The following is an 11979-nucleotide window of genomic DNA, read 5'->3' on the forward strand; positions in this document are numbered from 1 at the left end:
CGGCCAAGACGGCCAAGGCGGCCGAAGAGGCCACGCGGGCCGGGACGGCCAAGCCGGTGAAGGCGGCCGGGAGGGCCGGGACGGCCAAGCCGGGCAAGAGCGGGCGGGCGGCCGACGCGGCGACGGCCGGTGAGGCCGGCGGGACCGGTGAGGCCGGCGGAGCGTCTCGGCGGGCGCCGAGGGCGTGGAAGCCGGAATCGCGTCTGGCGATGGTGCGCCGTGCCCGCAGGATCAACCGCGAGCTGGCCGAGGTCTATCCGTACGCCCATCCCGAGCTGGACTTCCGCAACCCCTTCGAGCTGCTGGTCGCGACCGTCCTGTCGGCCCAGACGACCGACCTGCGCGTCAACCAGACGACCCCCGCGCTCTTCGCGAAGTACCCCACGCCCGAGGACATGGCGGCGGCGGCTCCGGAGGAGCTGGAGGAGATCATCCGGCCGACCGGCTTCTTCCGTGCGAAGGCCAGGTCGCTGCTCGGCCTCTCCACGGCGCTGCGGGACGACTTCGGCGGCCAGGTCCCCGGTCGCCTGGAGGACCTGGTGCGCCTGCCGGGTGTCGGCCGCAAGACGGCGAACGTGGTCCTGGGCAACGCCTTCGGGGTCCCGGGCATCACCGTGGACACCCACTTCGGCCGGCTGGTCCGGCGGTGGAAGTGGACCGAGCAGGAGGACCCGGAGAAGGTCGAGGCGGAGATCTGCGAGATCTTCCCCAAGTCGGAGTGGACGATGCTCTCGCACCGGGTCGTCTTCCACGGCCGGCGCATCTGCCACTCCCGCAAGCCGGCCTGCGGTGCCTGCCCGATCGCGCCGCTCTGCCCGGCGTACGGGGAGGGCGAGACGGACCCGGAGAAGGCGAAGAAGCTCCTCAAGTACGAGATGGGCGGCTATCCGGGCCAGCGCCTCGCCCCGCCGCCGGACTATCCGGGCCGCCCGGCGGCGCCCCTGGGTACGGGTGACGAGTGACGGAACGAACCAGTGGGTGGAACGCGTTGTGAAGCCGGGGGTGCCTATGACGCGCGCTGACGAAGACCCGTACGACCACGAGCGGGGGACCGACCGCCCGGTCCGCCCGGCCGGGCCGCGACCGGCGCCGGGGGCGGGCATCGAGCCCACCGTCCCCCGCGCGCCCCACCGCCCTCCGGCGCCCCCCGCCGGCAGCGGAGCCCTCCCGGCGATCACCGGCACCGCCGGCACCGAGGCCGCCCCGGACCGCCGGGCCGTCCGGTCGGCGCACCCGGGGAGCCCCGCCCCGCTCACCGCTCACCGGGACCGCCCGGCCCCGCCCGCCGGCCTCGACCGCCCGTCGGCCGCCCATGCCCCTGCGGGCGGGACGGCCCACGCGGGGAACACGACGCACGCGGCGCACCCGGCGCACGCGGGGCACCCGGCGCACGCGGGGCCGGCCGCGTTCGGCCCCGCGGGCTCGGTCGCCGTGCGCGAGGAGGGCTTGCCCGACTGGCTGGAACCGGTGGCGCGGATGGCGCGCCAGGTGCGGCCCGAGCAGCTCAGCCGGTTCCTGCCGCCCGCGAGCGGGGGCCGCCAGTCCGCCGTGCTGATCCTGTTCGGGGAGGGCCCCCGTGGCCCCGAGCTGCTGCTCATGGAGCGCGCCGGCAGCCTCCGCTCCCATGCCGGGCAGCCGTCCTTCCCCGGCGGCGCCCTCGACCCCGAGGACGGCGACCCGGAAGCCGACGGCCTGGTGCGGGCCGCGCTGCGCGAGGCCGAGGAGGAGACGGGCCTCGACCCCGCCGGCGTACAGGTCTTCGGCGTGCTGCCACGGCTCTACATCCCGGTCAGCGGCTTCGTCGTGGCCCCCGTCCTGGCCTGGTGGCGCTCCCCGAGCCCGTTCCACGCCGTCGATCCGGCCGAGACCGCCCGCGTGTTCACCGTCCCCGTGGCGGATCTCACGGATCCCGCCAACCGCGCCACGACCGTCCACCCCAGTGGCCACCGCGGTCCGGCATTTCTGGTCGAATCGGCTCTGGTGTGGGGTTTCACCGCCGGGGTGATCGACCGGATCATCCACTTCGCCGGCTGGGAGCGCCCCTGGGACCGGGGCAAGCAGGTCCCGCTCGACTGGCGCTCATGACAGGCTGACGCTGTGTTCCGCGGCCGAATGGGGCGGCTGGGGCGACCGGAGACGAATCTGCGAGGCTAATGACGGTGAACGTGCTGGACATTCTGCTGCTGCTCGCCGCCGTGTGGTTCGCGATCGTCGGATACCGCCAAGGCTTCGTCGTCGGCATCCTGTCGGTGATCGGCTTCCTCGGTGGCGGGCTCGTCGCGGTCTACCTCCTGCCCCTGGTCTGGGGGCCGCTGACGGACCACGCCAAGGTGTCGACGACCGCCGCGATCGTCGCCGTCGTCATCGTGATCGTCTGTGCCTCGGTGGGCCAGGCGTTCACCACCCACCTCGGCAACAAGCTGCGCCGCCACATCACCTGGTCGCCCGCCCGCGCGCTGGACGCCACGGGCGGCGCCCTCGTCAACGTGGTCGCGATGCTGCTCGTGGCGTGGCTGCTCGGTTCCTTCCTGGCCCAGACCACCCTGCCCACGCTCGGCAAGGAGGTCCGCAACTCCAAGGTCCTCCTCGGGGTCTCCCGGGTGATGCCCGCCCAGGCCTCCACCTGGTTCACCGACTTCACCTCCGTACTGGCGCAGAACGGCTTTCCGCAGGTCTTCAGCCCGTTCGCCAACGAACCCATCACCGAGGTGCGCGCCCCCGACCCGGCGCTCGCGGGCAGTCCGGTGGCGGCCCGCGCCAAGAACTCGATCGTCAAGGTCGTCGGTACGGCGCCCAGCTGCGGCAAGGTCCTCGAAGGCACCGGGTTCGTCTTCGCCGAGCGCCGCGTCATGACCAACGCCCACGTGGTCGGCGGAGTCGACGAGCCGACCGTGCAGATCGGCGGCGAGGGCCGGCGGTACGACGCGAAGGTCGTCCTGTACGACTGGCAGCGCGACATCGCCGTACTGGACGTGCCCGACCTGGAGGCCGAGCCGCTCCGGTTCACGGACGCCGACGCGCGGAGCGGTGACAACGCGATCGTCGCGGGCTTCCCGGAGAACGGCGCGTACGACGTCCGCTCCGCGCGCGTACGCGGCCGGATCAACGCCAATGGCCCGGACATCTACCACCGGGGCGAGGTGCGCCGCGACGTGTACTCGCTGTACGCGACGGTCCGCCAGGGCAACTCCGGCGGCCCGCTGCTCACGGCGGACGGCGAGGTGTACGGGGTGATCTTCGCGAGGTCGCTGGACGACCCGAACACCGGTTACGCCTTGACGTCCGACGAGATCCGCCAGGACATCGAGCTCGGCCGGACCGCCAACCAGCAGGTGGACAGCCAGGGCTGCGCTCTCTGAGCCGGCGGGACGTGCCTAGGGGCGCGTGTGGCGAAGGCGCGCCGAGACCCAGCGGGCCCGGCGGCGGAGGATGAGGGAGATCCCCAGCCGGGGATCCGGCCCCTGGGCGACCGGCGGGCCGCTCCTCGGGGGAATCGGCGCAGAGGCCGAGCGGCGGTTCCGTGCTGAGTCAGCGTAGTCGTGCGTCCAGCCCATACCCCGACGTTTGCCCGGGCCCCATGGTCCGTAACCGCCCCGGGGAGGGCCAATTGGCCTATGCGCCGGGCAATTGGCTGATCGTCATACCATCGTTCCGGCTTGTGCTCGTGTGATCGCCCGCATCCCGGGGCGCCACCCGGCCGTGCGGGGCGCCTACCGGTCCGGCTCGGGGTCCTTGAGCCAGTTGATCAGCTCGGTGGAGAACGCCACCGGGTCCTCCTCGTGCGGGAAGTGGCCCAGTCCGTCGAACAGCCGCCACCGGTACGGGGCTTCGACGTACTCGCCCGACCCCGCCGCGCTCCGCGTCCGCATCGCCGGGTCCAGAGAGCCGTGCAGGTGCAGCGTCGGAACCCGCACCGGACGCTTCATGCGGCGGTTGAACTGGATGCCGTCCGGGCGGGCCAGCGACCGCACCATCCACCGGTACGGCTCGATCGAGCAGTGCGCCGTCGACGGGATCGTCATCGCCCGCCGGTACACGCCGAGTGCGTCCTCGCCCGGCTCCTGGCCGGGACCCGACCAGTCACGGATCAGCCTCCCCACCAACGCCGCGTCGTCCGCAACGAGCTGACGCTCCGGCAGCCACGGCCGCTGGAAGCCCCACACGTACGACCCGGCGCGCGACTGGGAGAAGTCCGACAGCATCGCCGAACGCCACCGCCGGGGGTGGGGCATCGACGAGACGGCCAGCCGGCGCACCAGCTTCGGCCGCATCACCGCCGCCGTCCACGCGAGGTACCCGCCCAGGTCGTGCCCGACCAGCGCCGCGTCGGGCTCGCCGAGCGAGCGCACCACGCCCGTGATGTCGAGCGCCAGGTTCGCGGGGTCGTAACCCCGGGGCGTACGGTCGCTGCCGCCCACCCCCCGCAGGTCCATCGCGACCGCCCGGAACCCGGCGTCGGCGAGCGCGGGCAGCTGGTGCCGCCACGTCCACCAGAACTGCGGGAAACCGTGCAGCAGCAACACCAGCGGGCCGTCGCCCATCTCGGCGATATGGAAGCGTGCCCCATTGGCCGCGACGTCACGATGTGTCCAGGGACCATCGATCCGTACGGGACTGCCAGTGCTGCTCTCAGGGACGGTCATGCAGACGAGCGTGCCACAACCTCGCCGTCGTCCTTGACCGCAAGGGCGGGACGAATCGGACGACCGGCGGCGTCACGCGGGTGGGGCTTGGCGTTGCCGAGCACGGCCGCCGTCCGCTTGGCCGAGGCGATCGACCGCTCCGGCGGCTTGACCTTCTTGAACTTCGTCACCGCGAGGAGCGCCATCAGCCCGGCCAGCACCAGGTAGGCACCGCCCACGATCAGGAAGGACCAGGCGAGCCCCAGTCCCAGGTTGTGGATGCCGTACGCGGCGGCGAAGCTCAGCACGGGGAGCGAGAAGAGGGCGAAGACACCCGCGACACTGATGGCCGCCCCACCCATCGCGCCGCGCTTGACGTCCTGTCGCAGTTCGGCCTTGGCCAGCGCGATCTCGTCGTGCACCAGCGCGGACATCTCGGCGGTCGCCGAGGCGACCAGCTGGCCGAGACTGCGCTCCGCACCGGGTCCACCATTGTCGGCGGGGTAGCTCATCGTCTCGCTCCCTGTCTCTTCTGCGGTCGGACCTCAGATCATGCCGGACGGTCGCCGTCCGTGCGCGACGCCCCCGACACTTCCGTGTCCGTGGTCGCCGCCTCGGCGAGTCGCCGGTGCTCGGCGGCCTTCCTCTCGTGGATCTCCGCCATGCGCAGGTGGTACGCCGGGTCGTGCTCCTCGTACACGTCCGGTATGCCGTCCATGTCGTCGTCGCGTTCCTCCTCCGTGAGCAGCGCCTGGTACTTGCGCACCCGTAGCTTCAGCAGGATCGCGGCGAGTACGGCGGCGATCAGCGAGCCCATCAGGACGGCGGCCTTGATCTCGTCGGTCAGCGCGGCGTCCCCGCTGAAGGCCAGCTCGCCGATGAGGAGGGAGACGGTGAAGCCGATGCCCGCGAGCGTGGCGACGGCGAAGAGGTCCGCCCAGGTCAGGTCCTCGTTGAGCGACGCCTTGGTGAAGCGGGCCGCCAGCCACGTACCGCCGAAGATGCCCACCGCCTTGCCGACGACCAGACCGAGCACCACACCGAGTGTCTCGGGCGAGGTGAAGACGTCGGCCAGTGCGCCGCCGGAGACGGACACGCCCGCCGAGAACAGCGCGAACAGCGGCACCGCCAGGCCGGCCGACAGCGGGCGCACCAGGTGTTCGATGTGCTCGCCGGGGGACTGCTCCTCGCCGTCGCGGCGGGTGCAGCGCAGCATCAGGCCCATGGCGACGCCGGCGATGGTGGCGTGGACGCCGCTGTTGTACATCAGGCCCCAGACGACCAGGGCGAGCGGCACGTACACGTACCAGCCGCGTACGCCCGTGCGCAGCAGCAGCCAGAACACGACGAGGCCGGCGACGGCGCCGCCCAGCGCCGCGAAGTTCAGGTCGCTGGTGAAGAAGACCGCGATGATCAGGATCGCGAACAGGTCGTCGACGACCGCGAGCGTCAGCAGGAAGGCGCGCAGCGCGGACGGCAGCGAGGTGCCGATGACGGCGAGTACGGCGAGGGCGAAGGCGATGTCCGTGGCGGTGGGGACCGCCCAGCCGGCCAGGGACCCGTCGCCGAGGACGTTGACCAGCGTGTAGACGACAGCGGGGGCGATCATTCCGCAGAGGGCGGCGATCACCGGGAGGGCGGCCGCCTTGGGGTCGCGCAGTTCCCCCGCCACCAGCTCGCGCTTCAGCTCGATGCCGGCGACGAAGAAGAAGACGGCGAGCAGTCCGTCGGCCGCCCAGTGCTGGACGGAGAGGTCCAGGCCGAGGGCGGCCGGGCCTATGTGGAAGTCGCGTACGGACTCGTAGCTCCCGCTGACCGGGGTGTTCGCCCAGACGATGGCGGCGATGGCGGCGAGCAGGAGCAGGACGCCGCCGACGGTCTCCGCCCGCAGCGCGTTGGCGATGTACGTCCGCTCGGGGAGCGGGAGGCGGGCCAGGAAGGTGCGCGGAGCGCTCGGCGTGGGCGGGGTGCTGGACTTCGGCGCGGCCACGGTGGCGGACCTCCGGTCGGTTCGGCGGGCATGACGAAACGCATTGCCGACCAGACTTCCCGGCGCACCTGAGATCGATTGTCGTATGGACCTGTTGTCGCTTTGTTGACGCGGTGGTCACCCTACCCGGTGAGCGCAGGGGTATATCCGGCGAATGCCACCTTATGCGTGAAGAGGGCATCCGGCGCGTCGATGCCGGATGCCCTCTCCCGTGCTTCCGTACTCAGTCCTCGCTGGAGGCCGACGGCAGCTTGGTCTGGATGAGGTCCATGACGGAGGAGTCGGTGAGGGTGGTGACGTCACCCAGCTGCCGGTTCTCCGCCACGTCCCGCAGCAGACGGCGCATGATCTTGCCCGAGCGGGTCTTGGGCAGCTCGGCGACGGGCAGGACGCGCTTGGGCTTGGCGATCGGCCCGAGGGTGGCGCCCACGTGGTTGCGCAGGTCGTCGACGAGCGTGTCGTCCTCGCTGGCGGTGCCGCGCAGGATCACGAACGCCACGATGGCCTGGCCGGTGGTCTCGTCGGCCGCGCCGACGACCGCCGCCTCGGCGACCTTCGGGTGCGACACCAGCGCGGATTCGACCTCGGTGGTCGAGATGTTGTGGCCGGAGACCAGCATGACGTCGTCCACGCGGCCCAGCAGCCAGATGTCGCCGTCGTCGTCCTTCTTGGCCCCGTCACCGGCGAAGTACCGCCCCGGGAAGCGGGACCAGTAGGTGTCGATGAACCGCTGGTCGTCACCCCAGATGGTGCGCAGCATCGAGGGCCACGGCTCGGTCAGGACCAGGTAGCCGCCCCCGCCGTCGGGAACCTCGTTCGCCTCGTCGTCGACGACGGTGGCGCGGATGCCCGGCAGGGGCCGCTGCGCGGAACCGGGCTTGGTCTCGGTGACGCCCGGCAGCGGCGAGATCATCATCGCGCCGGTCTCCGTCTGCCACCAGGTGTCGACGATCGGCGTCTTGCCGGCGCCGATGTTCTCCCGGTACCAGATCCACGCCTCGGGGTTGATCGGCTCACCGACCGACCCCAGGATCCGCAGACTCGACAGGTCGAACTTGGCGGGGATGTCGTCGCCCCACTTCATGAACGTCCGGATGGCGGTGGGCGCGGTGTACAGGATGGTGACCCCGTACTTCTGCACGATCTCCCAGAACCGGCCCTGGTGCGGGGTGTCCGGCGTGCCCTCGTACATCACCTGCGTCGCACCGTTGGCCAGCGGGCCGTAGACGATGTACGAGTGGCCCGTCACCCAGCCGATGTCGGCGGTGCACCAGTAGACGTCCGTCTCCGGCTTGAGGTCGAAGACCGCGTGGTGGGTGTACGCCGCCTGGGTGAGGTAGCCGCCGGAGGTGTGCAGGATGCCCTTGGGCTTACCCGTGGTGCCCGAGGTGTAGAGGATGAACAGCGGGTGCTCGGCGCCGAACGCCTCCGGGGTGTGCTCGGCCGGCTGACGGGCGACGATGTCGTCCCACCACACGTCCCGGCCCTCGGTGAAGGCGGTGTCCTGGCCCGTGCGGCGCACCACCAGCACGTGCTCGACCTGCGGGCACTTGGCGACGGCCTCGTCGATGGCCGGCTTGAGCGCCGAGGGCTTGCCGCGCCGGTAGCCGCCGTCGGCGGTGATGACCAGTTTGGCGTCGGCGTCCTGGATGCGGGAGGCGACGGCGTCGGCCGAGAAGCCGCCGAAGACGACCGAGTGCGCGGCGCCGATCCGGGCGCAGGCCAGCATCGCCACGGCCGCCTCGGGGATCATCGGCAGGTACACCGCCACCCGGTCGCCCTTGCGCACGCCCAGCTCGGTCAGCGCGTTGGCCGCCCTGGACACCTCGTCCTTCAGCTCGGCGTAGGTGATGGTCCGGCTGTCACCCGGCTCGCCCTCGAAGTGGATGGCGACCCTCTCGCCGTGTCCCGCTTCGACGTGCCGGTCCACGCAGTTGTACGCGACGTTGAGCTCGCCGTCGGCGAACCACTTCGCGAAGGGCGGGTTCGACCAGTCGAGGGTCTCGGTCGGCTCGGTGGCCCAGCTGAGGCGACGTGCCTGCTCGGCCCAGAAGCCAAGCCTGTCCGCCTCGGCCTGCTCGTACGCGGCCGCCGTCACATTGGCGTTCGCAGCCAGCTCGGCGGGCGGTGCGAACCGCCGCTCCTCCTTCAGAAGGTTGGCCAGGCTCTCGTTGCTCACGACATCTCCCATTCCCGGGGCGTCCGATGTGTCCCAGCCCATAGCTCATCAGCCAGATGCCCGGGTGACAAGAGCTTCCAGGCCATTGGTTTAGACCTCTTGGCCGGCCGGTCCGGCGGGTGTCGGCTGACGGGGTGAACGGGACCGGGTGGTCAAGTGACCCCTCCTCCCCGGGCGGTGGGGAGAAGGGGCCACCGACCATTCCCACGGACCCGGGCCGCCCGAGGTTCACCTGCGGCGAGGGCCGGGCCGGTCAGGCGGGCGCACCCTCTTTGGGTGACGGTGACGGCGAGGGTGGCGCCGAGGGTGAGGACGAGGGCGAGCCTGACGGTGACCCCGAGGGTGCCGGCCGGGCCGTGGCATTCGGCGGTGCCGTGGGTGATGTGGGTGCCGTGGGTGCCGTGGGTGACGCGGTGGGTGTGAGCGACGTCGGGGACGTGGCGGGCGCGGGCGACGAGGGGTAGCGGGAGCGGTTCGGCAGCGGCTGGGCGGACGGGGCCACCCAGTGGAAGACGTCGCTCCTCCCCCGCGTCTCCCGATCCCGCCCCTTCTTCGCCTCCGCCTCGGATTCCGCTTCCGCTTCCGCCTCCGCGCTGCCGCCGGCCAGGCGGCTGCCGGCGTCCGACAGCAGGTAGGCCTGGGCCTCGCCCACGTGGAAGTACATGCCGTGCAGTTCCAGGGTGCCGTCGGCGAGTCGTCGTGCCACGGCCTCGTGCGCCTTCAGGTGCTCCAGCTGCTGCACCACATTGGTCAGGCAGAGCTGCTCGGCGGCGTCGGCGGGCAGTCGGCCCGTGTCGCCGGCCGGCCCTCCGGACAGCCGGGCCCAGGTGCGGTGCGTGTTGCGCATCCGCTCCAGGCTCGGCATCCCGTGCCGCAGCCAGCGCCGCAGCGGGGTCGGCGACGCGTCCGGGTCGCTGTTCAGCAGGGCCTGCATCGCCCCGCAGTCCGAGTGGCCGCAGATGGTGATGGACTGCACGCGCAGCACGTCAACGGCGTACTCGATGGCCGCCGCCACCGAGTCGTCCCGGCTCTCGGCACCGGGCAGCGGCACCAGGTTGCCGACGTTGCGCACGGTGAAGAGGTCCCCCGGACCGCTGGCCGTGATCATGCTGGTGACGAGCCGGGAGTCGGCGCACGTCAGGAAGAGCTGCGACGGCTGCTGCCCCTCCCGCGCGAGCCGGGCCAGCTCCTCGCGCACCAGCGGCGCGGTGTTGCGCTGGAAGGAGCTGAGCCCGCTGGCCAGCTGGTGGGCGTTGGTCCGGTGCTTGGGCTCGGCCTCCGGGTGCTCACCGCAGTGGTGGTTGCGCCAGGGCGTCCACGGGCGGCAGCAGGCGTGCGCGCCCGCCCCCGGTTCGGCGATCCGCACGCCGGTGCGGCCGGTCATCTCGACCTGTCCGCCCCGTGCCACATGGGACGTCTGCCAGTCCTGCAGTGTCTCGTAGGCCGCGTGGTCCATGAAGGATCCGTCCAGCTCCACCACGGCACTCGTTCCCTGCGGCACCTGGTGCAGGGCCCGGCTGAGCCGTGGCACGGCCAGGAAGGTCAGCTGCCCCCGGACCTTGATGTGCTCGACGTCCCCCTTGGTCTCCTTGGTGATACGCGTCCTGGTCAGCCGGTGCATGGCGACGGCACTCGCGACGACGATGCCCAGCGCCACGCCCTCCAGGATCCCGATGAGGACGACTCCGGACACCGTGACCGCGTAGACCAGCACCTCGCGGTGGCGTGTGACGCTGCGGATGTGCGTGATGCTCACCATCTGGATGCCGATGACCATGACGAGCGCGGCGAGCGCCGGCAGCGGGATCAGATCCAGCAGGGGGACGAGGACGAGGGTGGCCAGTACCACCCACAGTCCGTGCAGCATCGTGGAGTGCCGGCTCACGGCGCCCGCCGACACATTGGCCACGCTGCGTACGGCGACGCCCGCGACCGGCAGGCCGCCGAGCGCCCCGGAGACGATGTTCGCGGCTCCCTGGCCCGCCAGCTCCCGGTCGAGGTTGGAGCGCGGCACATGGACGGTGGTGTCCTTGCGGGCGGCCACCAGCTTGTCGACGGCCACGGCCGACAGCAGCGACTGGACGCTGGTGACGAGCGTGATGGTGAGGACGCCCACGGCGATGCCGAGGACCGGCCCCTCCGGCAGCCCGGGGAGCGCGTGGCTGCTCCACGACGGCAGGTCGACACGGGGTACGCCGATTCCGGCGGCGATGGCCAGCACCGTCGCCGCGGCCACGGCGGTGAGCGCCGCCGGCACCTTCCGCAGCACGCGGCCGGCCCGTCCGGGGAGCCGTGGCCAGGCCAGCAGGACGACGACGGTCACCGCGCTCACCGACACCGCGGCCGTGTGCAGCTCGGCCAGTTGGGACGGCAGGCCCAGGAAGTTGTGCACGGCCGAGCTCTGCGGCGTACCGCCGAGGACGACGTGGAGCTGGGCGAGGGCGATGGTGACACCGATGCCGGCCACCATGCCGTGGACGATCGCCGGTGACACGACGAGGGCCGTCCGCGCCACCCGCAGGCACGAGAGCGCGAGTTGGGCGAGCCCCGCCAGGACGGTGATGGCGCAGGTGGTGCGCCAGCCGTACTTCTGGATGAGCTCGGCGGTGACCAGGGTCAGCCCGGCGGCGGGCCCGCTGACCTGGAGCGGCGAGCCGCCGAGTCGTCCGGCGACGAGACCGCCGACCGCGGCGGCCACGAGCCCGGCCTGGAGCGGCGCGCCGGTCGCCAGGGCGATACCGAGGGAGAGCGGCAGCGCGATGAGGAAGACCGCGATCGAGGCGGAGACATCGGCACCCGCGACGCGGAAGCGCCGCCCGCCCCCGGCGGGTGGCGGGCTGTGCGGCTTGCTCGCGAAGCGGGGCCTGACAGCGGCACGGAACATACGGCCCGACCGGCCCGACCGGCCGGGGCGGGCGGAAGGATCCGTGGGGCCGGCGGTGTCGGCGGTGTCGGCGGCGTCGGCGGTGCCGGTGTGGTTCGTGCGGGCCGGAATGCAGGCAGTCATGAGGGTTCCCGTCTCCTCCGGGGCGGCGCGGTCGCGGTACGGCGGGTCGAACGAACGTCGGGTCGCGGCCGTGGGTCACGGCATGCAGTGGCGGGAGATGTGCCAACTCTGTGTAAACAGATCGTAATGGAGAGTAAAGAGTCCGGCATTATTTTCGATGCATAAAGGGCAATCTTTCACC

General features: G+C 71.9%; 9 protein-coding genes. 3 read left to right on the forward strand and 6 right to left on the reverse strand.

Going from position 1 to position 11979, the window contains the following annotated elements:
• The first annotated feature begins 56 nt into the window (after positions 1–56).
• The 3 genes from nth (at position 57) to IE109_RS07720 (ending at position 3359) form a co-directional block, all read left to right on the forward strand.
• Positions 57–962 carry an endonuclease III gene (gene nth, locus IE109_RS07710; protein WP_189550126.1) on the forward strand — a complete coding sequence of 302 codons (906 nt, stop codon included), beginning with the start codon at positions 57–59 and terminating at the stop codon, positions 960–962.
• Positions 963–1431: 469 nt separating this feature from the next.
• Positions 1432–2085, forward strand: a complete 654-nt coding sequence (locus tag IE109_RS07715; RefSeq protein WP_189550127.1) for an NUDIX hydrolase — start codon at positions 1432–1434, stop codon at positions 2083–2085.
• Positions 2086–2159: 74 nt separating this feature from the next.
• A complete protein-coding gene (locus tag IE109_RS07720; RefSeq protein WP_189549983.1) occupies positions 2160–3359 on the forward strand; it encodes a MarP family serine protease in 1200 nt (399 codons plus the stop codon).
• Between the two features lie 15 nt (positions 3360–3374).
• Here the strand turns inward: IE109_RS07720 and IE109_RS33040 are convergent, their stop codons facing one another.
• The 6 genes from IE109_RS33040 to IE109_RS07745 form a co-directional block, all read right to left on the reverse strand.
• Positions 3375–3554 carry a hypothetical protein gene (locus IE109_RS33040; protein WP_229890719.1) on the reverse strand — a complete coding sequence of 60 codons (180 nt, stop codon included), beginning with the start codon at positions 3552–3554 and terminating at the stop codon, positions 3375–3377.
• Between the two features lie 156 nt (positions 3555–3710).
• Positions 3711–4643: an alpha/beta fold hydrolase gene (locus tag IE109_RS07725; protein WP_189549984.1), complete on the reverse strand. Its 933-nt coding sequence runs from the start codon at positions 4641–4643 to the stop codon at positions 3711–3713.
• Positions 4640–5134, reverse strand: a complete 495-nt coding sequence (locus IE109_RS07730) for a phage holin family protein (RefSeq protein WP_189549985.1) — start codon at positions 5132–5134, stop codon at positions 4640–4642. The genes IE109_RS07725 and IE109_RS07730 overlap by 4 nt, the downstream gene beginning before the upstream one ends.
• A gap of 38 nt (positions 5135–5172) precedes the next feature.
• Positions 5173–6612 carry a Na+/H+ antiporter NhaA gene (gene nhaA / locus IE109_RS07735; protein ID WP_189549986.1) on the reverse strand — a complete coding sequence of 480 codons (1440 nt, stop codon included), beginning with the start codon at positions 6610–6612 and terminating at the stop codon, positions 5173–5175.
• 223 nt (positions 6613–6835) lie between these two features.
• Complete coding sequence (acs, locus tag IE109_RS07740; protein ID WP_189549987.1) at positions 6836–8791, reverse strand: acetate--CoA ligase; 1956 nt, start codon at positions 8789–8791, stop codon at positions 6836–6838.
• 253 nt (positions 8792–9044) lie between these two features.
• A complete protein-coding gene (locus IE109_RS07745; protein WP_373297664.1) occupies positions 9045–11675 on the reverse strand; it encodes a SulP family inorganic anion transporter in 2631 nt (876 codons plus the stop codon).
• Positions 11676–11979: the final 304 nt, after the last annotated feature.

The organism is Streptomyces lavendofoliae (assembly GCF_014649735.1).
Classification (GTDB): Bacteria; Actinomycetota; Actinomycetes; order Streptomycetales; family Streptomycetaceae; genus Streptomyces; species Streptomyces lavendofoliae.

Excerpts from the sequence above, each read along its gene's own strand:
- IE109_RS07730 (WP_189549985.1), bottom strand. The coding sequence starts at position 5,134 with ATGAGCTACCCCGCCGACAATGGTGGACCCGGTGCGGAGCGCAGTCTC.
- IE109_RS07745 (WP_373297664.1), bottom strand. The coding sequence starts at position 11,675 with ATGTTCCGTGCCGCTGTCAGGCCCCGCTTCGCGAGCAAGCCGCACAGC.
- IE109_RS33040 (WP_229890719.1), bottom strand. The coding sequence starts at position 3,554 with ATGGGCTGGACGCACGACTACGCTGACTCAGCACGGAACCGCCGCTCG.
- IE109_RS07725 (WP_189549984.1), bottom strand. The coding sequence starts at position 4,643 with ATGACCGTCCCTGAGAGCAGCACTGGCAGTCCCGTACGGATCGATGGT.